Origin of the sequence: Cryptosporangium sp. NPDC051539 (genome assembly GCF_044454545.1) — a bacterium.
Lineage (GTDB): Bacteria > Actinomycetota > Actinomycetes > Mycobacteriales > Cryptosporangiaceae > Cryptosporangium.
Genome location: NZ_JBITDV010000007.1, coordinates 318,265 through 343,207 on the forward strand (window position 1 = coordinate 318,265; position 24,943 = coordinate 343,207).

Annotated in this window: 21 protein-coding genes and 1 pseudogene; 12 read left to right on the forward strand and 10 right to left on the reverse strand. The window is 71.8% G+C overall.

The annotated features are described in order from the left end of the window. Nucleotide 1 precedes the first annotated feature (1 nt). Nucleotides 2-1,090, reverse strand: coding sequence for an LCP family protein (locus ACIBZJ_RS23445; protein ID WP_395932892.1), 1,089 nt, complete (start codon nt 1,088-1,090; stop codon nt 2-4). A 508-nt stretch (nt 1,091-1,598) separates the two neighbouring features. Between ACIBZJ_RS23445 and ACIBZJ_RS23450 the strand changes: the two genes are divergently transcribed. Both ACIBZJ_RS23450 and ACIBZJ_RS23455 read left to right on the forward strand, forming a co-directional pair. Further along, nucleotides 1,599-3,542, forward strand: coding sequence for an acyltransferase family protein (locus tag ACIBZJ_RS23450; RefSeq protein WP_395932894.1), 1,944 nt, complete (start codon nt 1,599-1,601; stop codon nt 3,540-3,542). A 232-nt stretch (nt 3,543-3,774) separates the two neighbouring features. Continuing rightward, entirely contained in the window at nt 3,775-4,362 is a 588-nt protein-coding gene (locus ACIBZJ_RS23455; protein ID WP_395932896.1) for a TMEM165/GDT1 family protein, read from the forward strand. Nucleotides 4,363-4,369: 7 nt separating this feature from the next. On the opposite strand, the gene def is transcribed toward ACIBZJ_RS23455, so the two are convergent. Genes def through ACIBZJ_RS23470 form a run of 3 tightly spaced genes read right to left on the reverse strand, consistent with a single transcriptional unit; the run spans nt 4,370 to nt 6,038 of the window. Next, entirely contained in the window at nt 4,370-4,945 is a 576-nt protein-coding gene (gene def / locus ACIBZJ_RS23460; RefSeq protein WP_395932898.1) for a peptide deformylase, read from the reverse strand. Then, nucleotides 4,933-5,430, reverse strand: coding sequence for a winged helix-turn-helix domain-containing protein (locus tag ACIBZJ_RS23465; RefSeq protein WP_395932900.1), 498 nt, complete (start codon nt 5,428-5,430; stop codon nt 4,933-4,935). The genes def and ACIBZJ_RS23465 overlap by 13 nt, the downstream gene beginning before the upstream one ends. Nucleotides 5,431-5,462: 32 nt before the next feature. Then, complete coding sequence (locus ACIBZJ_RS23470; protein ID WP_395932902.1) at nt 5,463-6,038, reverse strand: QsdR family transcriptional regulator; 576 nt, start codon at nt 6,036-6,038, stop codon at nt 5,463-5,465. A 122-nt stretch (nt 6,039-6,160) separates the two neighbouring features. On the opposite strand from ACIBZJ_RS23470, the gene ACIBZJ_RS23475 reads away from it, so the two are divergent. Continuing rightward, nucleotides 6,161-7,663, forward strand: a complete 1,503-nt coding sequence (locus tag ACIBZJ_RS23475) for a diguanylate cyclase domain-containing protein (RefSeq protein WP_395932905.1) — start codon at nt 6,161-6,163, stop codon at nt 7,661-7,663. Here the strand turns inward: ACIBZJ_RS23475 and ACIBZJ_RS23480 are convergent. Then, nucleotides 7,660-8,748: a lytic polysaccharide monooxygenase gene (locus ACIBZJ_RS23480; protein ID WP_395932907.1), complete on the reverse strand. Its 1,089-nt coding sequence runs from the start codon at nt 8,746-8,748 to the stop codon at nt 7,660-7,662. The genes ACIBZJ_RS23475 and ACIBZJ_RS23480 overlap by 4 nt on opposite strands. 288 nt (nt 8,749-9,036) lie before the next feature. On the opposite strand from ACIBZJ_RS23480, the gene ACIBZJ_RS23485 reads away from it, so the two are divergent. Both ACIBZJ_RS23485 and ACIBZJ_RS23490 read left to right on the forward strand, forming a co-directional pair. Continuing rightward, nucleotides 9,037-10,551 carry a CHAD domain-containing protein gene (locus ACIBZJ_RS23485; protein WP_395932909.1) on the forward strand — a complete coding sequence of 505 codons (1,515 nt, stop codon included), beginning with the start codon at nt 9,037-9,039 and terminating at the stop codon, nt 10,549-10,551. A 50-nt stretch (nt 10,552-10,601) separates the two neighbouring features. Continuing rightward, a complete protein-coding gene (locus ACIBZJ_RS23490) occupies nt 10,602-12,251 on the forward strand; it encodes a carboxylesterase/lipase family protein (protein ID WP_395932911.1) in 1,650 nt (549 codons plus the stop codon). On the opposite strand, the gene ACIBZJ_RS23495 is transcribed toward ACIBZJ_RS23490, so the two are convergent. The 3 genes from ACIBZJ_RS23495 to ACIBZJ_RS23505 are packed head-to-tail and all read right to left on the reverse strand — an operon-like array spanning nt 12,248 to nt 15,013. After that, complete coding sequence (locus ACIBZJ_RS23495; protein WP_395932913.1) at nt 12,248-13,189, reverse strand: pirin family protein; 942 nt, start codon at nt 13,187-13,189, stop codon at nt 12,248-12,250. The genes ACIBZJ_RS23490 and ACIBZJ_RS23495 overlap by 4 nt on opposite strands. 16 nt (nt 13,190-13,205) lie before the next feature. Continuing rightward, on the reverse strand, nt 13,206-13,871 hold the full coding sequence (locus ACIBZJ_RS23500; protein ID WP_395932915.1) for a response regulator: 666 nt from the start codon (nt 13,869-13,871) through the stop codon (nt 13,206-13,208). After that, nucleotides 13,868-15,013, reverse strand: coding sequence for a sensor histidine kinase (locus tag ACIBZJ_RS23505; RefSeq protein ID WP_395932917.1), 1,146 nt, complete (start codon nt 15,011-15,013; stop codon nt 13,868-13,870). Before ACIBZJ_RS23505 ends, ACIBZJ_RS23500 begins: the two co-directional genes overlap by 4 nt. A gap of 113 nt (nt 15,014-15,126) precedes the next feature. Here ACIBZJ_RS23505 and ACIBZJ_RS23510 point away from each other — a divergent pair, with 113 nt between their 5' ends. Continuing rightward, nucleotides 15,127-16,602 (forward strand): nitrilase, encoded by a 1,476-nt coding sequence (locus ACIBZJ_RS23510; protein ID WP_395932919.1) that lies wholly within the window; start codon nt 15,127-15,129, stop codon nt 16,600-16,602. Here ACIBZJ_RS23510 and ACIBZJ_RS23515 read toward each other — a convergent pair. Beyond that, a complete protein-coding gene (locus ACIBZJ_RS23515) occupies nt 16,595-17,026 on the reverse strand; it encodes a MarR family winged helix-turn-helix transcriptional regulator (protein ID WP_395932921.1) in 432 nt (143 codons plus the stop codon). The two genes, ACIBZJ_RS23510 and ACIBZJ_RS23515, sit on opposite strands and share 8 nt — an antisense overlap. Nucleotides 17,027-17,173: 147 nt before the next feature. Between ACIBZJ_RS23515 and ACIBZJ_RS23520 the strand changes: the two are divergent. The 6 genes and pseudogenes from ACIBZJ_RS23520 to ACIBZJ_RS23545 form a co-directional block, all read left to right on the forward strand. Continuing rightward, a pseudogene (locus tag ACIBZJ_RS23520) lies at nt 17,174-17,839 on the forward strand (ABC transporter ATP-binding protein); the annotation flags it as partial. 38 nt (nt 17,840-17,877) lie between these two features. After that, entirely contained in the window at nt 17,878-18,609 is a 732-nt protein-coding gene (locus tag ACIBZJ_RS23525; protein WP_395932923.1) for an ABC transporter permease, read from the forward strand. Nucleotides 18,610-18,690: 81 nt separating this feature from the next. Next, nucleotides 18,691-20,085 (forward strand): TIR domain-containing protein, encoded by a 1,395-nt coding sequence (locus ACIBZJ_RS23530; protein ID WP_395932925.1) that lies wholly within the window; start codon nt 18,691-18,693, stop codon nt 20,083-20,085. A 58-nt stretch (nt 20,086-20,143) separates the two neighbouring features. Further along, complete coding sequence (locus ACIBZJ_RS23535) at nt 20,144-21,154, forward strand: cation diffusion facilitator family transporter (protein WP_395932927.1); 1,011 nt, start codon at nt 20,144-20,146, stop codon at nt 21,152-21,154. A gap of 548 nt (nt 21,155-21,702) precedes the next feature. Continuing rightward, nucleotides 21,703-22,023: a hypothetical protein gene (locus ACIBZJ_RS23540; RefSeq protein ID WP_395932929.1), complete on the forward strand. Its 321-nt coding sequence runs from the start codon at nt 21,703-21,705 to the stop codon at nt 22,021-22,023. Further along, nucleotides 22,020-23,627, forward strand: a complete 1,608-nt coding sequence (locus tag ACIBZJ_RS23545) for a chemotaxis protein CheW (protein WP_395932931.1) — start codon at nt 22,020-22,022, stop codon at nt 23,625-23,627. Before ACIBZJ_RS23540 ends, ACIBZJ_RS23545 begins: the two co-directional genes overlap by 4 nt. A 33-nt stretch (nt 23,628-23,660) precedes the next feature. Here the strand turns inward: ACIBZJ_RS23545 and ACIBZJ_RS23550 are convergent, their stop codons facing one another. Further along, nucleotides 23,661-24,923 carry an EAL and HDOD domain-containing protein gene (locus ACIBZJ_RS23550; RefSeq protein ID WP_395932933.1) on the reverse strand — a complete coding sequence of 421 codons (1,263 nt, stop codon included), beginning with the start codon at nt 24,921-24,923 and terminating at the stop codon, nt 23,661-23,663. Between the last annotated feature and the right edge of the window lie 20 nt (nt 24,924-24,943).

Here is a 24,943-nt window from a genome sequence, read left to right on the forward strand (position 1 = left end):
ACTAGTCCACCGGGGCCGGCGTACCGACGGCCCTGGTGTCACCCTCGACGAGGCTCGTCGTCTTCGTGTTGCGGGTCGCCTGCCACTCCGGCAGCCGATCTTCGTTCACCGCGGCGAACATCTCGGCCATCGCCCTCTCGTCGAGCTTCACCGCGTCGCCGTACGGCGTCAAGAACGAATCGGAGGAGTAGGGCAGCGTCTCGAACGTGATGTCGTCGGGCCGCAGGTTGCGCAGCGCGAGCGCGAGGCCCTCGATGTTCATGTTGTCGTCGACGGTGATCGCGCCGGTGGCGGCGCGGAGGAACTTGTCGAAGCGCAGCGGGTTGGAGAGCGTGCCACCGCTGACCGCCCGGGCCAGCAGCGACTGCAGTACCAACTGCTGGTTGTGGATGCGGCCGAAGTCGCTGCCGGGCACGTTGTAGCGCTGGCGCATGAAGTCCTGCGCGGAGTCGCCGCCCATGCGGTTGCAGCCCTTGGGCCAGACGCGGCCGGTGTGGATCGACCGGACGGTGTAGGTCGTGCAGACCCGGATGCCGCCCACCGCGTTGACCATCGTCCGGACGCTATCGAAATCGACGACGATCGCGCCGTCGAGTGGCAGGCCGGTGAGCTCGTAGACGGTCTTGGCGGCCAGCGGGGGCCCGCCGAACGAGAACGCGGCGTTGATCTTGTTGTTGCCGCCCTCCCAGGTGCCGCCGGCCGGGATGTGCACGTAGCTGTCGCGGGGGATCGAGATGACGTAGGCGCTCTTCAGATCAGCGGTGACGTGGACCAGCATGATCGTGTCGGACCGCTGGCCGATCGTGTCGGCCCGGATCGTCGACACCGCGAGCCGGGTGTCGGAGCCGAGTACCAGGAAGTTCAGCGGGCCGACGACGCTCCGGTCCGGGACGACGGTCGAGCCGCTCGCGTCGGTGCGCGTGGTCGTCGGGATGTCGCCGAGCAGGTCGGCGCGCTTGATGTTCTGCTCGTAGCGCGCGCTGATCGCCCAGGCGGCACCGATGGTGCCGACCGAGACCAGCAGGAGGGCGACACCCACGATCAGCCCCACCGTGGTCCACGGTGTGCCGGTCTTCCGCCCTGCTGCCACTCGCCCCGCCTTCGCCTGAGCCTCTTCCGGGCTACATCGGCATTGTTCGGATCGAGTCAAGTACTCGATTCGCTGTGGCCTGCTGTACCCGGCACTCATCGAAGATAATCGCTGTTCGCACCCCTGCCTGCCAGGGGATTCGTGGTCTCGGAGCGGCAACGAACAATGGCGCGTTCGAGTTCCGTTCAAAGTCTGTTCGGTCGGTAGGGAAATAGCCGAGAAATGGCTGGGTCAAATCGTCGATGCAATAAGCCCAGGAAAAGGGCGGGCAAAGCGCCCATTACCGGGCGCCGCTGCGTCGGCGACGCTGAAACCCGCTGGGCGGCCGAGGGCGGGGTGACGCGTTGGCGGAGTGGGGTTCCACCGAAACGGATGAGTCCCGCGGGACCACACTAAAAACCGCATCTCGCTAGCATCCGTTTTGATGCAAACGTGGCGAAATATCATTCAACTGCGCACCGGTTCGCAACAAAAATCGCAATTGTCTCGCGCTGTCGATGTTCGCCGTGTGAAATGCCTCACTAAAGAATTTTCGTACGTTCCGGGACTGGACGGCGTGCGCGCGCTGGCCGTTGTCGCGGTGCTCGTCTATCACCTCGATGCTCGTCTCCTGCCCGGTGGATTCGTGGGCGTCGACGTGTTCTTCGCGCTCTCCGGGTTCCTGATCACGACGCTGCTGGTGCGGCGTCCCGGGCTGGTGAGCTTCTACGTCCGGCGGGCGCGCCGGCTGCTGCCCGCGGCGCTGCTGATGGTGGCGGTCGTCTGTTCGGTGGCGGCGTTCACGATGCCGACGTTCCGCCTCGGCTCGCTGCGCGCGGACGGGATCTGGACGGTGTTGCAAGCGGCGAACTGGCGTTTCGTCGCGTCGGGGCAGTCGTACGTCGATGCGTTCGCGCCACCGTCACCGCTGCGGCACGCCTGGTCGCTCGCGGTCGAGGAGCAGTTCTATCTCGTCTGGCCGCTGGTGGTGGCGGCGCTGGCCGGGCGCAGGCGGACGCTGCTCGCGGTGGCCGGGACGCTGACGGTGGCGTCGGCCGTCTGGATGGGGTTCCGGTACGCGGCCGAGGACCCATCGCGGGCGTACTACGGCACCGACACCCGGGCCCACGCGCTGCTCGCCGGCGCGGTGGTGGCACTGCTCCTGATCGGGCCGCTGCGGGCCTCGCGGCTGCTTCCGCGGCTCGGGATACCCGCCGGCCTCGTTCTGCTGGTAGCGGCGGCGTCCGTGCCGGATTCGTGGGCCGGCTACTACCGGGGTGCCGGGTTCGGCATTGCGGTGGCGGCGGCGGTACTCGTGGGTGCGGTCGCCACCGCACCGGGGTCGCGGCTCGGTCGGCTGCTCGCAGCCGGGCCGCTGCCCCGGGTGGGACGGGTCTCGTACGCGCTGTACCTGTGGCACTGGCCGGTCTACTGCTGGCTGGACGGCGCGGCGGTGTTCACGTCGGGGGCGTTCGCCGACGCGCCGGTAGTGGCCGCCGTGGCCAAGCTCGTGCTGACGACCGGGCTGGCCGTGGCGTCCTACGCGCTGGTCGAGCAGCGGTTCCGAGCGCTCCGCACGGCGCGCCACCGCCCGCCGCCCGCCCGGTCCACGCTGCTGATCGCCCCGGCCGCGCTCGCCACCGTGCTCGGAGTCGTCGTCGTCGCGACGATCCACGCGACGCCGCCGCTCGTCGACGAGCCGGCCGACGCCGGCACGCGCGTCCTCGCCGAGGCCCCGGCCACCGGCACCGGGGAGGCGGCCTCGGACGCCGGCCCGGTGCGGCTCGCGACCGCGGGAGACTCGGTGGCCCACAGCCTGGCTCCGGCGCTGCGGCGGATCGCCAACGCCAGGGGCTGGAGCTACGCCGACAGCTCGGTCAGCTCCTGCTCGGTCGCCGCGTTGCTGATGGTCGAATCGGACGGCTCTCCGTACGCCGCCGGCCGACGCTGCCCGTCGATCGTCCCGGCCGTGCAGCAGCAGCTCGTCACCCGCTACCGCCCGACGCTGATCCTCGTCCACTCGCGCTGGGAGGCGTTCGCGGTGCGTCGGACGGACGGCACGATCGTCCGGGCCGGTACCACCGCCCACCTGGCCTACGTCCGGGCGCAGCTGACGGCCGCCTTCCGGAGGCTGACCTCCGGCGGTGCCCGGGTCGTCGTGATCGAGCCGGTTCCGCTCGCCGACTCGCTCTGCCGCCGCCTCGGACGCTCGCTCGCCACCTGCCGCGCGCAGGCGTCCGACCCCAGGTTCGTGCAGTACAACGCCCTGCGCCGCTCGGTGGCGGCGCAGTTCGGCGGCCGGGTGGCCGTCGTGCGGATCGACGACGTCGTCTGCCCGGCCACGCGGTGCACGGACGAGGTCGACGGTCGGACGCCGCGCCCGGACGGCCTGCACTTCTCGCCGGACGGCGCGGCCTGGCTCGCGCCCCGCCTCCTGCGCCGGGCCGGTCTCGACCCCGGGGTGGGTTTGTGATCGGTATCGCGTCAGCGGCGCGGTGAACTGGGCAAAACCGTCTGCTAGCGTGGGAAACGCGAAGGGGAGTAGCTCCCAATGTCGCGGTCGACATACTGACGGCCCGGGTCTCGACAACCCGGAACGTCCGGCCGCGCGGCCCACTCGGGCGAGCGAGACCTTCGACTCAGGCGTTGTGTACGCCGGGTCGAGGTCGTGCGCACCTGATCCGGCAGTGACCGGAAGGTGTTACGTGTCTGGATTCCTCGCGGCGCTGGTCGTCAGCTTCGGCGTGATCTTCGTTGCCGAGCTCGGCGACAAGTCGCAGCTCATGGCGCTGACGTTCGCGACCCGGTTCAGGGCCCTCCCGGTTCTCATCGGCATCACGATCGCGACCGCGGTCGTGCACGCGGTGTCGGTCGCGGTCGGTTACGGCCTCGGAGCCGCGCTGCCGACCGGCTGGATCGCACTGGTCGCGGCCATCGCCTTCCTCGCGTTCGGAGCCTGGACGCTGCGCGGCGACCGGCTCACCGAAGAAGAGAAGACCAAGGCCGAGAAGTCGACGAAGTCGGCCGTGGTCGCCGCGTCGGTCGCGTTCTTCCTGGCCGAGCTCGGTGACAAGACCATGCTCGCGACGATCACGCTGGCCACCCAGTACGGCTGGCTCGGGACCTGGCTGGGCTCGACGGTCGGCATGGTGGCCGCCGACGCGCTCGCGATCCTCATCGGGCGCTCGCTGGGCAAGCACCTGCCGGAGAAGGCGATCAAGTACGGTGCCGCCGCCCTGTTCTTCATCTTCGGCGTCTGGCTGCTGATCGACGCGATCATGCAGCTCACCTGACGCGGTCTCAGCCGGTGCGCCGGGGCTCCAGCGAGGCCTCCCCGGCCCACTCCGCCGACCGGATCTCCCGGAGCGCCTGCTTCCGGACCTTCCCGCCCAGACGCTCCACGTAGAGGACGCCGTCCAGGTGGTCGACCTCGTGCTGGAAGCACCGGGCCAGGTACCCCTCGCCGACGACGTCGACCGGGCTGCCGTCGGCATCGACGCCGGTGACCCGCACCCGGGAGGCCCGCGGAGTCGGGAAGCGCAGGCCCGGGATCGACAGGCAGCCCTCGTTCTCTTCCTCGAGCCCGGTCGAGAGCCGCTCGAGCACCGGGTTGACGACGTGGCCGCGCCGGCCCGGCCCGCAATCGTAGGTGAACAACCGCAGGCCGACGCCGACCTGCGGACCGGCCAGACCGGCGCCGGGCGCGGCCTTCATCGAGGCGGTCATCTTCTCGATCAGCTCGGCGAGCGTCGCGTCGAACGTCGTCACCGGCGCGGCCGGTCGGTGCAGCACCGGCTGCCCGGTCAGGACGATCGGCAGCAGCCCGTCCGCGCCCACCGCGGGAATCACCAGGCCGGCCTCGGTCACGCTTTCCATTCGTCTCCTCCGGGGGGAATCAGCGGGAAGATCCGGGACACCAGCGCGACCGGCCGGGCGTCCGCGGGGCGTCTCTCCGGGCGCTCGCGGTCGGCGAAGCGCTCGGCGACCGCGCGGAGTTCCGACGCCACCGCGGCCAGTTCGTCCGGCGTCAGCCAGAGCACGTGACTGGCGGCGTCGTCGGCGTGCCAGCGCGGGTCGGCCCGGTCGCGCCCGGCCAGCCAGCGGCGGTACCCCTCGTCCTCCAGATCGCGCAGGAGCGGATCGAACTCGCCGGTGGCCTTGAGCTGCCACGGTCGGCGCCGCCCCGGCCCGCTCCCCGGCGGCACCAGGGCCTCCTCGACGAGACCGGCCCTGGCCAGTTGGCGCAGGTGGAACGAGCACGACCCGGAGCTCTCACCGAGACGCCTGGCGGCCTCGTTCGCGGTGACCGGCCCGTCGGCGAGCAGCTCGAGCAGCGCCGTACGCACCGGGTGGTCGTCCATGCTTTGCAAAGTATCAGCTTTGCAAAGCAGAATCAGGGGGCCGTCAGTAACACCCGCACGGTCGCGAGCGCGGTCTCCACTTCCGGCTCACCCCGCCCCAGCAGATGCGCGTACATGTGGAAATCGCACACCCGCACGATCGCGATCGCCAGCGCGGGAACCGGCAACCTGAGCGGCAGCCGTCCGGCCGAATGCTCACGTTCCAGCAGCTCTTCCATCAGAGCCGCGGCCCGGCTCTCGATCGCCCCCGGCATCGTCGCCAGCCGGATGAACACCATCGGCTCGCGCTGGGTGAGTGCCTTGAGCCCGGGCGCACCGAGCACCGCGCGCATGAACCGCGCCAGCACGTCGACGACGTACTCCACCCCGTCCGGCACGCCCGCCGACTTCTCGGCGAACCGGAACGTCCGCTCGGTCGCCTCGGCGAGCACCACCGCGAGCAGTTCCTCGCGGTTGCCCACCCAGCGGTAGAGCGTCGCCCGGCCGATGCCCAGCTGGTGCGCGAGCGCCGACATGTCGACCGGCTCGCCCTCGAGATAGGCACGCGTGGCCAGCGCGACGACGTCGGCCGGGCCCTTGGCGTGGAGCACCGGCGCGGATCCGGCCACTCGATCTCCCGGTCACTCGGCTCTGCGCTGCCCGGATCATGGTAGTGGCCCAGGTCACTCCACTCGCCGATGGCACGGATCGGTCCGGCTCAACTCCCCGCCGCGGAAACCGATGGACGGGCGTGAAGGTCCGCCAGACCGTCCGATCGTGGTCGCTGCTGCAGCGCGTACGCGCACTGTTCCTCGCGTACGCGCTGATCAACCTCGTCCCCGCGATGGCCGCCGTGGTGACGGCCCCCGGATCGACGTGGGAACTGAAAGCATTGATCGTCGCGGGCCTGGCCGGGTTCGCCCCGTGGTGGGTTCTCGGCTGGCGACGCCGGAATTTCGTCAGCTGGGCCGAACCGGTGGAGTGGGTGGTCCTCGCCGGCATCGCGACCGTCGTCGAGGGCGCAGTGACGGTCGGACTGGCCTTCGCGATGGTGTACTACCGCTCGCTCTTCGGGACGGTCTGGAACGTGGTGCTGCGGATCGTCTGCATCGAGGCCGCGCTGATCACGCCGGCCGTGCTGGGCGACTTCTCAATTCCCGACCGCGCCGCTCCGGTGATCATCGCGCTGATGAGCGTCGTCATGCACGTGCTGAGCGTCGCCCTGACGCAGCACGAGCGGTTGGTGGCGCGGGAGCGGGTCCTGGCCGAGGGCGCGCGGACCGTCGTCGCCGCGACCGACCGGCAGGTGATCTACCAGACCGCGGTCGACACCGCGCTCGCCCTCGCCGGTGGGGGCGCGCTGGACCGGGCGACGCTCGCCGGCGGCGGGAGCACGACCACCGAGGTCCTGGCCGCGGCCGGCCGGAACATCGACGGCCTCGTCGGCCTGCGGGTCCACCTCGACCAGATGCCGCCCGGCCTGCTGGCGAAGATCCGGACCGGTGACCCGCTCTACCTCGACGGCGACGACTGCGCCGCGCTCAACCGAGTCGCCGAGGTGCCGGTCTGCCAGGGCGGGCTGTTCCTGATCCCGTTGCGGTCGGCCAAACACCAACTCGGGATGCTGACGGTCGGCTCGGACGGGACCCTGCATCCGGAGATCCGATCGAGCCTGCTCACCTGGGCCGCCCAGGTCGCCTCCTCGCTCGAGAGCCTGATCCTCAACCAGGAACTGGCCCACCGCGCCTTCCACGACCCGCTCACCGGGCTGCCGAACCGGGCGCTGGTCCACGACCGGCTGCACGTCGCGCTGAACGCCGGCCGGGACAGCCGGCCGGTCGCGTTCATGCTTCTCGACCTGGACGGCTTCAAACAGGTCAACGACGGTAGCGGCCACAAGGCCGGAGACGACCTGCTCTGTTCGGTCGCCACTCGGCTGTTGGCCTGCGTCCGCCAGGGAGACACGGTCGGACGTCTGGGAGGCGACGAGTTCGCGGTGATCCTGCCCGGCGTGGCGAGTCGCGAACGCGCGGCCACTGTGGCCTCCCGATTGGTGGACGCCGTCCGGATGCCGGTCGTCGCCGACGGGCGGCTGGTCGGCGTCGGTGTCAGCGTCGGGATCGCGTTCGCCGAGCCCGGCACGGACATCGACGAGCTGGTCCGGGCCGCCGACACCGCGATGTACCAGGTCAAGGCGGCGGGCTCCGGCGGGTACGCGATCTACGCGGCCGAGACCACGCCGAGCACTGCTTAAGCGGACTCCCAGAACGCGACCGCGGAGTCGGGCTCCCAGCCGTACACCGACGTGTGCGGCTGCAGGCAGCGGTACCTCTTGCCGTCGAAGACCACCTCGTCACCGGCGTCGTACCGGGTGCCGGGCGTCCAGTCCGGCGTCCGGTTGCCGCCGTCGGCGGTGCCGGACTGGCTGGACGGCTGCTCGCTGGGCTGCTGCACGCTGGCCGGTGCGGTGCTCGGTTTGGCGGCCTTCGGTGCCGTGGCGGACGGGGTCGTGCCCGCGCTGCCGCCGAACACGACGTCCGAGCAGGCGTACAGAGCCGAGTCGTTGCCGCCGTCTTCCCAGACCGTGTAGATGAGCTGCCGTCCCGACCGGGTGGGCAGCCGGACCTCCACCCGGTAGACGTTGTCGGAGCCGGGCTTGCCGTTGGCCTGGGCGAGCGGCTCCGTACCGAGGTCGGCCCAGGTGAGCGGTTTGGTCGCGTCGTAGCCGGCCTTGGTCAGGTAGAAGCGCAGGGTTCCGGACCGGCGGTCGTCCAGGCGGTACTGCAGCGTGACGTTCGCGCCGCTGGTCACGGCCGTGGCCGGCCAGTCGTCGCGGGCCAGGTCGAGGCCTCGGTAGCGCTCCCGGCCCGCGCTGCACAGCCGGGTGTCGGGAATGACCTCGCGGTGCCGGTCGCCGACGTCCGGTATGCCGACGTCGGTGCCGTCGCCCAGCCCGCTGGTGCTGTCGTCGCCGGTCACCGGCCGGACCGCGACCGCCGCCTGGCACGCGGGCGAGACGTCGCGGCTGTCGCCGCCAGGGCGGCACGCGTACCCCCGGCTGGGCGGCGAGATCGTCGTGCCGGACGCGTCCGCGCCGGGCGTCCACAAGAGCAGGAGAGGGACGGCGATGAGGGCCGCGGCCGCGACGCAGGCGCCGGCGATCAACTGCGTGCGGCGATCGAAGCGGCGGCGCGGAGGATCGGATTCGCCGGACGGAGGGACCGCCGGTTCGGCGTGGTGGCGGCCGGGAGCGGGTTCCGGAGCCAGCGCCGGGGGCGGCGGAGGAGCAGCGACCGCACCGGCGGCGCGGGCGATCATCTTGGTCAGGTCGCCGGTCAACTCGGACGGTGACTTCGCCGCCCGGCGGTGCGACCCACGGGCGGGCGGCTGGAGTGACCCCGCCGGCCTCGCATGCCCGTCCACTGGACTCCGTCCTACCCCCATCAGCCCGGCCCATCGACCGGTGCAGCTGACCGCGCTGATGCTAGTGCACTACAGCGTGCGCGCGTTACCGCTGTGCTTGGGGTACGTGTCCCACGCCGCACCAGTTCATCGCCCTCGGAGGGTTTGCCTGCCCGGGTGCTCGGGCTAGCCCTTCCTGAAGCGTTATGTAAGGAGTGATAAGCGGTGCAAACCACGGTCCGAGAAGTTGAGCGCAAATACGAACTGCCCGCCGGAGTGGTGCTCCCGGCGCTGGACGACCTGCCCGGTGTGGCGGTCGACCCGGCCGCGGACGTGTTCCGGCTGGAGGCGGTCTACTTCGACACGGCAGACCTGCGACTGGCCGCGAACCGGATCACGCTGCGCCGCCGGACCGGTGGCGACGACGCCGGCTGGCACCTCAAGCTGCCCGCGGGCCCGGACGGGCGGGACGAGATCCACTGGCCGCTCGGCCGCAGCAGCCGCACGGTTCCGGCCGACCTCGCCGCGCTGGTCGCCTCGTTCGCCCGGGGGACCAAGCTGGAGCCGGTTGCCCGGATCCGGACCACCCGGACCCGGCGCCGTCTGCGCGACGACGCGGGCGAGGTGCTCGCCGAGCTGGTCGCCGACGACGTGGCCGGTGAGGCCCTCGGACGTGAGGTGACGGTGTCGACCTGGTCGGAGATCGAGGTCGAGCTGGCCGGTGGCGAGCGCGATCTGCTCGATCGGGTGGAGAAGCGGTTGCGGTCGGCCGGAGTGCGGCGTTCCGCGTACGCGTCCAAATTGGCCCGCGTGCTGGGGGATCGTCTGGGCGGCCCGGCCGGGCGTCCGAAAGGGAAGAAGCGTTCGACGGTGGGCGACGCGGTCGTCGTGCACCTGCGGGAGCAGGCCGACACGCTCCTGGCGTACGACCCGCGGGTCCGGCGGGACGAGCCGGATGCCGTGCACAAGATGCGGGTGTCCACCCGCCGCCTGCGGTCGGCGCTGCAGACGTTCGGCACGGTGGTCGACCGTCGTGCGACGCGGCCGTTGACCGACGAGCTCAAGTGGCTGGCCGGTGTGCTCGGTGAGGCGCGCGACCTCGAGGTGCTGCGCGAGCGGTTCGCGTCGCAGGTGGCCGCGACCGCCGACGACCTGGTGATCGGTCCGGTGCAGGCCCGGATCACCGGTCATCTGGCCCACCGGCAGGCCGAGGCGCGCGACCACGTGCTCGAGGCGTTGAACTCCGAGCGGTACTTCGCGCTGCTCGACGCCCTCGACGGCCTGGTGGACGATCCGCCGCTGCGTGGCGGCTCGCGTCGCCCGGCAGGCAAGGAGCTGCCCCGGACGCTGCGCAAGAGCCACCGCCGGGTGTCGCGCCGCGTGTCGGCGGCGGTCGACCTCGGGCCGGGACCCGAACGCGACCACGCGCTGCACGAGGCCCGGAAGGCAGCGAAGCGGGCCCGGTACGCCGGGGAGCTCGCCCGGCCGGCGCTCGGCCGCACCGCGAAACGGTTCGCCGGGGAGATGGAGGGCGTCCAGGAGGAGCTCGGCGCGCATCAGGACAGCGTGGTCGCGCGGCGCGTGCTGCGGGAGATCGGCATGCAGGCACACCTGGCCGGGGAGAACGGGTTCACGTTCGGTCTGCTCTACGGCGGCGAACAGCAGCGCGCCGACCTCGTCGAAGCCCGGATCCCGGAGGTGCGCACAGCCGTTCGTGCCGCCAAGCGCCGCCTGGGCTGATAGCTTCCGGGCCTACTGTCCGGTAACTGGCGATCAGAGAGGCTTCCGCGATGCGGTCGTTCCTGCGGCGAGGGTCCGCTGTCCTGCTCGCCGTCGTACTGGCGGCCGGTCTGGCCGCCTGCAGCGGCGACGACTCCTCAGGTTCGTCCACTCCGGACGCCGTGGGCGATCTGAACGCCGCGGTGGTGCACACCGCGGGCGGCGATCTGCGCGGGGCCAGCGCCGAGGGCTACCGGTCGTTCCTGGGTGTGCCGTTCGCGGCGCCACCCGTCGGCGCGCTGCGCTGGCGTCCGCCGGAGCCGGCCGCCAAGTGGTCGGGGGAGCGGGACGCCACCCGGGCCGGCTCGGCCTGCGTCCAGCCCGGCAGCATCGTCAGCGGCGGCGACTCGGGCAACGGGAGCACCACCGAGGACTGCCTCTACCTGAACGTCTACACGCCGACCGCGGGCACCGCCCGGCGGACGCTGCCGGAGCAGGCCGACAAGGGCAAGCTCCCGGTGATGGTGTGGATCCACGGCGGCAGCTACATCAACGGCGCCGGGTCGGACTACGGACCGGGCCGGTTGGTGACGCAGGGCGGCGTGATCGTCGTGACGATCAACTACCGGCTCGGCGCGATGGGCTTCCTGTCGCTGCCGGGGCTCTCCGGCGAGCAACCGCTGGGCGCGGGCACGTACGGGCTGCTCGACCAGCAGGCCGCGCTGAAGTGGGTGCAGAAGAACATCGCGGGATTCGGCGGCGACGCGAAAAACGTGACGCTGTTCGGGGAGTCCGCCGGGGGCGGCAGCGTCTGCGCCCAGATGGTGTCGCCGCAGGCCAAGGGACTGTTCGCGAAGGCGATCGCGGAGAGCGGGTGCGCGCTGCGCGGTCCGACCCAGACCGTCGCCGACCAGACCGGCACCGCGCTGGCGGCCAGGCTCGGGTGCCGCGGGGCCGACGTGGTGGCCTGCCTGCGGGCCAAGCCGGCGGCCGCGATCCGGGCGGCGTCCTCGTCGACCGGTACCAGCCTGACCTACGCCCCGGCGTCCGGTGGGCCGGTGCTGCCGACCGACATGGAGTCCGCGTTCGACCGGGGTGCGATGCAGAACGTGCCGCTGCTGCAGGGCACCAACCACGACGAGGGCCGGCTGTTCATCCTGTCGCTCGGGTTCCAGAGCCTCGGGCCGGAGCTCTACACGACCGCTCTGCAGCGCGCGACCGGACCGCTGGCGGGCCAGATCGCCGCGCAGTACCCGCTGAAGAAGTACGGGACGGTGGGCGACGCGCTCGGCGCGATCGTCACCGATGCGACGTTCTCGTGCCCGGCGCTGAGGACCAACACGGCGGCGGCGAAGCGCAGCACGGTGTACGCGTACGAGTTCAACGACCCGAACGCGCCGCTGCCGAAGATCGCCGGGTACCCGCTGAAGGCCGCGCACGCGGCCGAGCTGCCGTACCTGTTCGATCTGAAGCGGCTCGGGGCGCTGCCGCCGGCGGCGCAGACGCTGAGCCGGCAGATGGTGTCGTACTGGACGAGCTTCGCGATCGACGGTGATCCGAACACGGGTGGCGTGCCGAAGTGGGCGCCCTTCTCCCCGGGCGGCTCGACCATGCAGGCGCTGGTGCCGTCCGGGGCCAAGGCGCTCGAGGCGTCGGCGTTCGGGAGCGAGCACCACTGCGATTTCTGGGCGCAGCACCCGAACGTGGCCCTGCGGTCTTAACGCGTCCGGCCCCGGGCTTTGAGCGCAGTGGTGGGTAGTTCGGGAGCGTGCAGGGGCGGGCCGTCGAAGCCTTCGACGGTGCCGAAGCCGGTGTGCGCCTCCCAGTCGGTGCGGGCCGCGACGATGTCGTCGTGGGTCCGCCCGACGAAGTTCCACCACATGACGATCTGCTCCTCGAACGGCTCGCCGCCGAGCAGGAACACGCGGCCGGTGCCGTGCAGCGCGAGCTCGGTGCGGCCGGCGCCGAGGTAGCTCAGCGCGCCCGCGGGCACCGGCTCGCCGTCGACGACCGGCCCGTCCTCGAACGCCAGCACCGCGTACTCGAAGTCGGGACGCAGGGCCAGCGTGCCACTGCCCCCGATGCGGACTTCGGCCCCGACGATCGGGGTGTGCATGCGCGCGGGCGACGTCACGCCCTCCAGCGTCCCCATCACGACCGTCGCGCTGAGGCCGTCCCGGTGCACGACCGGCAGGTCGTCGTGGTGCGCGAACGCGGGCGCGGTGGCCCGGTCGCCGTCCGGCAGCGCGACCCAGAGCTGGACGCCGTGCAGGATCCGCGTGAGGTCCGGCGGGGACTCCTCGGAGTGCGAGATCCCGGCGCCGGCCGTCATCAGGTTGAGCTGACCCGGACGGATCAGCTGTTCGGAGCCGAGGCTGTCGCGGTGCAGCACCTCGCCGCGGAGCAGCCAGCTGACGGTCTGCAGGCCGGTGTGCGGGTGCGGTGGCACCCGCATGGTGGCGCTCTCCGGGCCGTAGTGGTCGACGAAACACCAGGCGCCGACCATCCGGCGGTGCTTGTGCGGCAGCGTCCGGGTCACGGTCATCCCGCGGGGCCCGCCGAGCACGACGTCCCGGCCGATCAGCAGCTCGCGCACCGGCGCGGTGGCCGGGTCCGGGCGGCTGATCGCCTCGGCCGGGGCCGGATCCAGGTTGCTCACGGGCCGAGAGTACGTCTCATTCCGACCGGCCCGGCACGACCAGCCCCGACTCGTACGCGTACATCACCGCCTGAGCGCGGTCGCGCAGATGGAGCTTGGCCAGGAGGTTGCCCACGTGGGTCTTGACCGTGTGCTCGGACAGCTGCCAGCCGGCGGCGATCTCGGCGTTCGACCGGCCGGCGGCGATCAACCGCAACACGTCGGTCTCCCGGGGCGTGAGGCGGGCCAGCTCGGTGGTCAGCTCCGGCGAGGGATGGCCGCGCCGGTGCAACTCGCCGATGACCCGGCGGGTCACGGCCGGCGCGAGCAGGGCCTCGCCGGAGGCCACTACCCGGACGGCGCGCACCAGCTCCGCTCGCGGCAGATCCTTGAGCAGGAAGCCGCTGGCTCCGGCCCGCAGCGCCGCGTACAGGTACTCGTCGGTGTCGTACATCGTCAGCGCGATCACCCGGCTCGCGGTCCGCTCGCAGACCTGCCGGGTAGCGGCCACGCCGTCGAGCACCGGCATCCGCATGTCCATCAGGACGACGTCGGGCCGGTGGGCGACCGCCGCCCGGACCGCGGCCGCGCCGTCGGCCGCCTCGGCGACCACATCGATCCCGTGCTCGGCGGAGAGGATCGTGGCGAACCCGGCCCGGAAGAGGTCCTGGTCGTCGGCGAGCACGACGCGGAGCGTGCTCATCGGGGCAGGACTGCCCGGACGACGAAGCCGCCCGCGTCGCTGGTGCCGGTCTCCAGCGTGCCGCCGCAGGCCAGTGCCCGCTCACGCATGCCGACGAGCCCGTGCCCGGCCGCTTCGCCGCCTGTTTCGCCGGGACGGCCGCGGCCGTCTGCTTCGCCGGGACGGCCGCGGCCGCCTGTTTCGCCACGACGGCCGCGGCCGTCGTCGGCCACCTCGATCGTCAGTTCGTCCGCGGTGCCGTGCAGCGCGATGCGGACGCTACGCGCCCGGGCGTGCCGGACCACGTTCGTCAGCGCCTCCTGCACGATCCGGTAGACCGCCACCGCCACGTCGGCCGGCGGGTCGACGTCCTGGCCGGTGCGGTGCAGTGCGACGTCCAGCCCGGCCGCCCGGGCCTGGGCGACGAGTGCGGGCAGCGCCGCCAGCCCGGGCGGGTCGAAGCTCTCGTCGGAAGACTCCCGGAGTGCGCCGACCGCCCGTCGGAGCTGCACGACCGCGTCCCGGCCGGTGGTCGCGATCGCGGCGAAGGCCGCGTCGGCCCGGTCCGGATCGTCGCGGACGAGTATCGGCCCGGCCTCGGCCTGCACGACCATGATCCCGACCGAGTGGGTGAGGATGTCGTGCAGGTCGCGGGCGATCCGGGTCCGCTCGCGCAGCACGGCTGCGCGCTGTTCCTGCTCCAGCCGCTGAGTTCGTTCGCGCAGCGCGGTGACCTGGACGCGGCGGGCGCGGGCGCCGGTACCGAGCGCGAACGCGGCCACGTAGGCGACCGCCAGGTAGCGCAGCAACTCGGCGTCGTCGCCCGGCGGCACCAGCGAGAGCGTGACGCCGAGCGCCGTCCCGGCCACACCCACCAGACGAGCAGCCAGCGAGCCGAGCGCGGCGATCGTGTAGACGGCGACCAGCGCGCCCAGCGGTAGCAGCGGTGGGGTGCCGGCCAGCGCCAGCCCGGTCGTCGCGCCGCCGACCACCAGCCCCACCCGCAGCGGCGCCCGCTCGCGCCAGAACACCGGAACCGAGGCCGCCACGGCCAGCGGGTACGCCCACCAGGGCCGGACGTGCCCGGACAGCGCGGGCAGGAGCGTCACCACCACCACGACGACGGTGAGGACGACGTTCAGCGCGACACGGTACCGGGTCATAGGACGCCAGTATCGCGGCCGGGTTTCCGCCGGCGCCTCGCTCGGCAGGACCAGATCCGGCCGGTCCTGCCGAGCGATCCGGAGCGGTGCGAGGAGTCGGAGAGTTCCCCGGCATGACGACTCGACCCCTCGCACTGGCCGCCTCCGCGGCGGCGGTCAGCGGTGCCCTCTGGCTGGCCGGCAGCGGCCTGCACCCGATCGCGGTCGCGACCTGGCTCGCGCCGTTGCCGCCGCTGTTGCTCGCTCCCCGGGTGAGCGCCAGGACGGCCGGCGTGGTCGCCGCCGTCGCCTGGCTGATCGGCCAGGCCGGAATCGTCGGCTACTACCGGGGGACGCTGCAGTTCCCGGTCCCGGCGGTGGTGGCCGTCGTCCTGTTCGGAGCGTCCTTGTTCGCCGGCGTCGTGCTGGTGGCCAGGGCGTTGGTGCGCTCCGGGCGAACGGCGACGGCGGTGCTGGCCGCGCCCTCGGTCTGGGTACTCGGCGAGTACGGGTTGTCGCTGCTGCTGCCGCACGGGGCCTGGTGGAGCCTCGGCTACACCCAGGCCGACGACCGGTTCCTCGTCCAGCTCGCGGCCCTGACCGGCGTCTGGGGGCTGGCGTTCGTCCTGTTCGCCGTGCCGGTCGGGGTGGCTGCCGTGTTCGTCCGGCGACGGCTCGCGGCGGCGGTGCCGCTCGCGCTGGTCGTGGCTCTCGCGACGGCGTGGTCCGCGTGGTGGCTGGCCACCGGCCCGCAGCCGGCAGCCGATTCGCGGCAGGCGGCTCGGCTTTCGGGGCAGGCGGCCCGGCTGTCGGTCGGGCTGGTCACGCGCCCGCAGACCGGGGGTTCACCGGAGCTGGACACCGCGGAGGGCACGGCGCTCCTGCGCGACTACCGCATCCACGCCGAGACGCTCGCGGATGCCGGCGCCGACGTCATCCTGATGCCGGAGAAGATCTTCGTCGTCACCGACGCCACGATCGCCACCCTGGCGGACGCGTTCGAGCCGCTGACCGCGCGGGGCGTGGCCGTCGTGGTGGGGGCCGAACTGCACCGGCCGGTGGGGGCCGGAGTGCGCCGGTCGAACGTCGCGCTGGCGTTCACGGAGCCGGGATCGGGCCCGGCCGTGTACGCCAAGCAGCATTTGATCCCGGGTCTGGAAGGCGACCTGACGCCAGGGCACCGCGGAGTGTTCGTGCCGGGCCGGACCTTCGCGTTGGCCGTCTGCAAGGACCTGGACTTCCCCGGGCTGGTGCGGGGCTACCGCGGGCGTGGCGCGACCACGATCCTCGCGCCGGCCTACGACTTCACGCAGGACGGCTGGCTGCACAGCCGGATGGCGCTCGTGCGGGGAGTGGAGAGCGGGGTGGGGATCGTCCGGACTGCCCGCAAGGGCCGGCTGCTGGTCAGCGACGCCACCGGCAAGCGCCTGGCCGAGGCGACCGACGCTTCTCGGGGGGCCGCACTGCTGGCGGATCTTCCCACCACGCCCCGGCGAACGCCCTACGCGCGCGCGGGCAACTGGTTCCCCTATCTCTGCGCGCTGCTGCTCCTCGCGGCCGCGGTCCGGATGGCGTCCCTTCAGGACTTCGTTCGGGCGCGTTTCACGTGAGCCAGGACTCGTCGTCGGTGGTGTGGGCGAGAGTGGCCTGCAGCAGGCGGCGCAGCGCCTCCACGGCCGCCGGGGAGACGCCGGCGAAGAACTCCTCCTCCGCCTCCCGGAGAGCGCGCGACACGACCGGCAGGCGCCGCACGGCCAGCGGCGTGAGCGCCAGGCGGCGGGTGCGGCCGGTCGCGCCCGGTGCGCGCACGAGGTAGCCCGCGCGTTCCAGGGCACCGACCATTTCGTGCAGCGCCTGCCGCGACACGTCGAGCTGCCGCGCCAGTTCCGAGATCGTGAGCTCGGGTTCCAGATCGAGCTGACTCAGCACCCCGTACTGCCGGGTGGTGAGCGAGAACGGCTGCAGTGCGACGTCCGAACGACGAACGGCGAGAACCCCGGCGTGCGCGAGCAGATACGCCATCGGCGGGGGCATGACAACGATTCTGTCAGGAGTCCTGACAGTTACATGATCTTCCGGCCTACGCTTTTTGGGCTTCCGGCGCCGGAAGAACCATCCTATTTCCACCCCTCACGGGAGGTTTCGATGATCCAGGCTCGTGGCCTGGCTTGACAGTTCCGGTTGAAGCGCGGCGAGGTCGTCAACGCGGTCCGCGGCTTGAACCTCGACGTGGCGCCGGGCGAACTCGTGGCGTTCCTCGGCCCCAACGGCGCCGGGAAATCCACCACGCTCCGCATGCTCACCACGCTCCTGCCCCCGTCCGCGGGCACGGCCGTCGTCGCCGGGTGCGACGTCCGCGACGATCCGGCCGGAGCCCGCCGCCGGATCGGCTACATCGGACAAGGGCACGGCGCCGGAGACTCCTTCCGCGTCGGAGACGAACTGGTCACCCAGGGCCGTCTGTACGGCCTGACCCGCGGCGACGCCCGCCGTCGCGCCACCCAACTGCTCCAACTACTCGATTTGGACGCTCTGGAGCGCCGCACCGTTTCGACGCTCTCCGGCGGCCAGCGGCGGCGGCTCGACATCGCGATCGGGCTGGTCCATCGTCCGCCGCTGTTGTTTCTGGACGAGCCGTCGACCGGGCTCGATCCGCAGAACCGGGCCAACCTGGTCGAGGTGATCCGGCGGCTGCGGTCCGAATTCGGGACCACGGTGTTCTTCACGACTCACTACCTGGAGGAGGCGGACGCGCTGGCCGAGCGGGTCGTCGTGATCGACAACGGAACGGTGATCGCCGACGACACACCGGCCCGGCTGAAAACCGGGATCGGCGCGTCGACGCTCGACGAAGTGTTCCTGTCGCTGACCGGAAGGAACATCGCATGACCGGGGTGATCTTCGCGCGGGAGATCGCGCCGATTCTGCGGAATCCGATCGGGCTGGTGTTCACGATGGCCCAGCCGCTGGTGTTCCTGTTCTTTTTCGGTCCGCTGCTCACCGACGTGCCGGGCGAGTCGCCGTGGCAGTGGTTCGTGCCGGGGATCCTGGTGATGACCGGGTTGTTCGCGACCGCCGGGGCCGGGTACGCGCTGCAGACCGAGATGGCCGGCGGATCGTTCGAGCGGATGCTGGTGGCGCCGGTGAGCCGGGCGTCCATTCTCGCCGGTAAGACGCTGAAGGAGGCGTTCTCGCTGGTGGCGCAGGCGGTGATCATCGTCGTGGCGGTGCTGCCGTTCGGATTCCGGCTGTATCCGCTGAACGTGCTGGCCGGGCTGGTGCTGCTGGTGGTGTTCGGGGTCGGGCTCGGGTCGCTCGCGATCGCGCTGGCGATCTACACGCGGCGGCAGCAGGAAGCGTTCTGGGCGCTCCACCAGTTCCTGTTGTTTCCGCTGGTGCTGCTGTCCGGAGTGCTGCTGCCGCTGGACCGGGGCCCGGCCTGGCTCACCGCGGTGAGCCGGGTCAACCCGCTCACGTATCTGGTGGAGGCCGAGCGGGCGCTGTTCGCCGGCGATTTCCTGGACCTGTCGGTGCTCCGGGGTTCGCTCGGTGCCGTGGCCACCGCGGTGATCGGTCTGGCCGTGGGTACTCGCGCGATGCGGTCCGCGAGTCTCTGACCGGCTCTACGCTGAGCCGGGTTCCCGAAGGGGAGCCCGGCTACAGTGAACCGGCGGCGGATCAGCTGGGGAGGCGTCGCGGTGCCGGTTTTCGTTTCGTACGCACGCGGCGACCAGGTGGCGGTCGAGGGCATCGTGCAGGCGCTGGAGATGGCCGGGTTCGACGTCTGGCTCGATCGCGAGCTGCTCGGCGGCACGGAGTGGTGGCCCGAGATCCTCCGGCAGATCCGGGGTGCGGACGGGTTCGTGGTCGCGGTGTCGCGGGCGGCGATGTCGTCGGACGCGTGCGCGGCGGAGCGGCAGTACGCGTTGCGGCTCGGCAAGCCGCTGATTCCGTTGCTGGTCGAACCGATCGATCCCCGGGATCTGCCGCACGAGATCCGCAGCAGGCAGATCGTCGACTACACGGTGCCCGGTGAGCGGGCGATCGCGCGGATCTTCGGCGCGCTGCGCAAGCTGCCCCCGGCCCCGCCGTTACCGCGGGTCCTGCCGCCCGAGCCGGCGGCTCCGTCGGGCGCCGTCCTCGAGTCGCGGGCGCACGCCGACTCGCTGACCCGGGAAGAGCAGCTGGCCATCGTCCGGGAGGTGGAGCAGAACCAGTCCGACCGCACGTCGGCCCGCGCGATCCTGAACTCACTGCTCAACCGGGACGACCTCTACGCGGTGGTGGAACGCGAAGCCCGCCGCCTGTTCGACCGCCTGGCCGACTCCGGGCGGTCAGGTGACTCCGGGGGGCCGGGTGGCTCCGGGCGGTCGGGTGGCTCCGGGCGGGAGGCCGGCTCGGGCCGCTCGTACGGCTCGTCGGACGCACCCGCGGTCCCGGACCCCCGGCCCGCCCCCTACGCGGCCCTTCGCCCCTCCGTGCGGCGCCCCGACCCAGCCGACGTTTCGGGCTACGAGGGGGCCGTTTCGGGCTACGAGGGGGCCGCGTCCGGTTATGAGGGGGCCGCTTCGGGCTCTGGTGCGACCGCTCCGGGCTATGGCGAGGCCGCTCTGGGCTATGGCGAGGCCGCTCTGGGCTCCGACGCGGGCGCGGGGCCGCACCCCGACGCGGCTGCCGCCTACTCCGGCCTCTACCCCAACTTCACCGTCCCGCACCGACCCGCGGCCTGGGACCCGCCGGTCGACGCGGCCCCGGTATCGCCGAACATGACTCCGGCCGACGTCCGCAACACCGCGTTCCGGAAGCCGCCGCTCGGCACCCGGGGCTACGCCGAGCTCGAGGTCGACGGGTTCCTCGACCGCGTCGAGGAAGAGCTCGCGCTACGGATCGCACTGCTCAACGGCTCCGACGACGGGCGACGGCCGGGACTGACCGCCGCGGGCGTCGGTAGTGCCGCCTTCGGGAAGCCTCCGCTCGGTAAGCGGGGCTACCTCGTGGACGACGTCGACGAGTTCCTCGACGAGGTCCAGCGCGAGTTCGCCCGGCTCGACGAGCTGCTCGGGCGCAGAGGGTTCTTTCCGAAGCCCAACTGAATGGCGTTGTCATCGTCACCTTTGCAACATATAGCGAACTCCGCATATGTTGGATGACATGCACGATCACGATCATGAGCACGACCGCGAGGGTGACCACGGGGGCGGCCGGCGGGGTGGGCACGGGGACGGGCACGCGGGTGGGCACTCGCACTCGATCAGCGCCGACGCCGACCGGCGGTGGCTGATCGCGGCGCTGAGCCTGATCCTCGCGTTCATGGTCGGCGAAGTCGTGGTCGGTCTGCTCGCCGAGTCGCTCGCGCTCCTCTCCGACGCCGCCCACATGCTCACCGACGCCGCCGCGATCGTCCTCGCGCTGATCGCGATGCGGCTGGCCGCGCGTCCGGCCAAGGGCAATTTCACCTACGGTTTGCGCCGGGTCGAGATCCTGTCGGCCCAGCTCAACGGCGTCACGCTGTGGGCGCTCGCAGTGGTGTTCGTGATCGAGGCGGTCGACCGGTTCCGCAACCCGCCCGACGTCGCCGGTGGTCTGGTGCTGGTCACGGCCATCGCCGGTATCGCCGTGAACGCGGTCGCGACCTGGTGCCTCTCCCGGGCCGACCGCCGCTCGCTCAACGTCGAGGGCGCGTTCCAGCACCTGCTCAACGACCTGTTCGCGTTCATCGCGACCGCGGTCGCCGGTGCGATCGTGCTGCTCACCGGCTGGGCCCGCGCCGACGCCGTGGCGACGCTGCTGGTCGCCTTCTTGATGGCCTGGGCCGGGTGGGGGCTGCTGCGTGACTCCTGGCGGGTGTTCCTCGAGGCCGCACCCCGCGGCCTCGACGTCGCCGCGATCGACCGTGACCTGCACGACTTCGACGGCGTCGTCGACGTGCACGACCTGCACGTCTGGGAGGTCACCTCGGGGTTCCCGAACCTCTCGGCGCACCTGCTGCTCGCGAGCGACCAGGACTGCCACGCCCGCCGCGAGGAGATCGCGGCCCTGCTCGCCGAGCGGTACGGCATCGAGCACACGACCCTGCAGGTCGATCACCACCGCGAGTCGCTGATCGCCCCGGGCGACCTCCGCCCCGGCCCCGACCGAGCCCACCCCGCCGCCCCGCACTAGACCGCCGCCCCGGGCGGCGCGGTGCCGCCGCCTGGCTTGCGCCACCGCCGTCATGGTTCGCCCGAACTCCGCCGCTACGGCTCGGGCGCCGCCGTCGCAGTCGCGGCTTGCCCTCCCGTCGGCCCCGCTGCTATCGGCCCCGCGGTCGGTGGTCGGGCGGTCTTGGTGGTCGGGCAGGCCGGGCGGTCGGGTGGTCCCGGTGGTCCCGGTGGTCCCGGTGGTCCCGGTGGTCCCGGCGGTCGGGTGGTCCGGCGGTCGGTGGCGGTGGTCCGCGCGGTCGGCGTGCCCGTGATCGGCGGGCGTCGTGGTCGGCGGCCGGGTTCGGATCGTCCGCCGGAGGGACCGGCGGTTGGTGACCGCGACCGCCGCACGGCAGCGCCCCGTATCAAGCTTCCTGTACCGATCCAGAACGCGCGCCGGAGCGGTTCGCCGATAGCGCTTAAGCCGGTCGATCTCGTGCCGACGTTTCGAGTGGTCTCTCTCTTACTGCGGCGAGCTCTTACTGCAGCGAGGCCACGCCCGGTCGAACGTGGTTCGAAGGAGCAACGGTGACGCAGCCCGCGAGTCTGATCGACGCGACGGCGAATACCGCGGTCAAGGCCGCGTCTCTGGCGCTGCTCGTCCAGGATCGCCTCGTCCTGATCGCGAACGCGAAAACCGGCGCGCCGGTGCCGGTCGATCAGCGGGCGGTCGACCTCTCCGATCGCCCGATCGAGGCTTTGATCGGGCAGCGGCTGGACCAGGTCCGGTCGGCGAACCGAGGGAGTCAGGGCTCCTCGGTGTCCCGCAAGGCGCAGGAAGCGTTCAGCGAAATCATCACCGCGGCCACGGTCGCGAGTGAACGGGAGAGCAAGGAGGTCACTCGGTGACACTGCTGGCCGAGCGTCCGGTCGAGGTGCCGTCGCAGACCGACGACGCCACCGTCCGGGGGGTGACCGTTCCCGGCCGCGGTACGGACACCACCGTCTACGGGATGTTCACGATCGGCCCGGCGCTGGTCGCGCTACCGCTCTCCGAGCTGCGCGAGGTCATTCCCTGCCCGTCGTCGTTCAGCCGGTTGCCGGCCCGGGCGCCGGGGCTCGTCGGCGCGGTCAACCTGCGTCACCTCGTCATTCCGGTGCTCGACCTGCGTCACTTGATCGGGATCGAGGAGGACGGCGGGAACGACGTGATCGTCATCGTCGCCCGCGAGGGTCAGATGTTCGGCCTGCTGGCCGACGAGATCCGCGGCGTGACCCGGATCCCGTTCGACGGGCTGATGGAGATGACGATCGGCGGGGACGGCGTTTCGCTGTTCAAGCAGAGCTTCGAGCAGCCCGACGACGGCAGCGTCGTGTCGGTGCTCGACACCGGTGCGATCTTCGCGCTACCCGGCATCCCGGTCGTGCGGGACACCGGGCAGCGCAACCAGAGCGCGCTGGCCGCCGCCGCGGCGACCGCACCGGACGCGACCGACGTCGGGTTCATCAAGGCCGGTGACGCGAACCGGCGTGTGGTCATGCTGCTGCGGTGCGCCGCGATCGGGCTGGCGATCGACGTCAGCCACGTCCACTCGGTCATCCCGAAGCTGGTCATCCGCTCGTCGCCGCTGGTCGGCGAGTCGTGCCTGGGTGTCGTCGCGCTCGGCGGCAAGGCAGTGCCGGTCGTCGACTCGCTGCAGATCCTCGGGCTCGGGGTGCTGCCCAAGAACGACACCGAGCGCGGGATCGTGCTGAACATGCCGCGCGGCCTGGTCGTGCTGAGCGTCTCGGACGTCACGAACATCGAGTCGGTGCCGGCGGTCGACGTGCTGCCGCTGCCGCCGACCGGCATGGCGAACAACCCGTTCCTGCAGGGTGCACTGCTGATTCCGGGCAAGGGCCAGAACCTGGTGCTCGACGGCGAGTCGCTCCGGGACTACGAGCACCTCGACAACCTCGCCAACATGGGGATGCCGCTGGAGGGTTCGGCCGAGAGCCTGGCCGAGGAGGAGCAGCGCAGCCGCCGGCGCAGCCAGCAGGAAGTGAAGGTCGACGACGCGCCGGAAGGCCGGCGGGTGGTGCCGGTCGTGAAGAAGCTGCTGACGTACAACGCCGGCGTGGACGTGGCGAGCCCGCTCGTCCAGATCTCGGAGATCCTGCCGTACCCGACCGACTACATCCCGCTCGAGGGACTCGATCCCACGATGCAGGGCGTGTTCACGCACCGGCGGGCGACCGTACCGCTGATCTGCCTGAGCACGGTGCTCGGACGCTACGAGGAGGTCGACAAGGCCACCGCGCGGGTACTGCTGGTCGACGCGTCCGGCGGCGGGTACGTCGGCTTCATCGTTCCGGCGCTGAACGCGATCGAGGAGTCGATCTGGGAAGAGGTCGAGGACGAGAACCGCGGCGTCGGCGCGGACCCGTTGAGCCGTCGCCTGATCAAGGTCGGCACGCCGGAGGTCGGCCGGATGCTCCCGGAAATCGACCTGCAACGCCTGGCGTCCACCTGAGGAAGCCGCGCGCAGGCTGAGGCGGCCGCGGTTTCAGGCCGAGGGCATCTGGCGGCGGGCGCCTTCGATTCCGACGTCGTCGAGCATCTTGCTGCTCCAGCTGATCGCCGAGAGGTATGCGTCCGTGGGCGCGACCGGGCCGGTGAGCGCGGCGAGCTCTCCGACCGCACCCTCCTCGTAGTGCCGCACCGCGGTGAGGATCTCGCCCAGGTCGCCGGTGCCCTCGGTCAGCGCCGACCGCACCTCGTCGGCCAGCGGCAGTTCGTCGGCCAGCGCCTGGACCGGACGTCCGACCAGCTCGGCGATGCCGGAGAGCAGACCGACCGTGAACGCGACCGACCCGGGCAGGTGCTGGAACTCCGCGGTGGTCTGGCACAGCCGGGCCCGGGTCATCGTCGAGGAGAGCTGGTCCTCGGTGGCGTCCGAGAGGTCGGTCAGCAGCATCAGCGTGACCCACTGCCGTACCTTGTCGAGCCCCAGGAACACCGCGGCCTCGTGCACCGACGAGACCCGCACGGTCAGCCCCGACGCCGCCGCGTTCGTCGCGCGCAGCAGCCGGTAGGCCAGCGTCGGGTCGAGCGCGACCCGGTCCACGATCTCGTCGTAGTCCACGTCCTCGGCGCTCAACGCGGCCAGCAGTTGCAACCGGCTGACGCGGGCGGGGGAGAGCCCGGTCGTCGACAGCACGTGCGGCCGGCCCAGGATGTTGCCCCGGAACAGGTCGAACCCCAGCAGGAACGCCACCTGCAGCTGTTCCTCGGTCTCCAGCCGCTCGGCGATCAGGCGCAGGTGCGGGTAGTCGCGGCAGCGCTGGATCGTCGCGTCCACCTCGGCCGGGTCGGCGCCACGCATGTCGACCATCGCGTAGCTGGCGATGTCGAGCAGCCGCTCGTGCCCGCTGCCCCACTCGAACGCGCTCAGCGCGATCGTGAACCCGCGTTCGACCAGCGCGGTGGCGCCGGTCACGACGTCGTCGTCGACCTCGACGGTCGGCACGATCTCCAGCGCCGCGTGACCGGAATCGAACGGGATCGGCAGCTCGCCGACCAGGAACTCCCTGGTCACGTTGATGAAGCAGGCCTTGGCCCCGATCAGCTGCTCCAGGCCGAAGTCGGTGAACGCGGAGACGATCACCCGGCTGGTCGCGTACGCACCGCGGCTACTGGCCCGTGGTGCGTCGGCGGCGTCGCGGAACGACAACGCGTACGCGACGACATCGCCGGTCTGGTCGTAGATCCCCTGCCGCCCGACGTGGACGAGCGGTGCCGACACATCGGTCGGCGGACGGACGAGCATGCGCTCAGGCTAGTACAAAA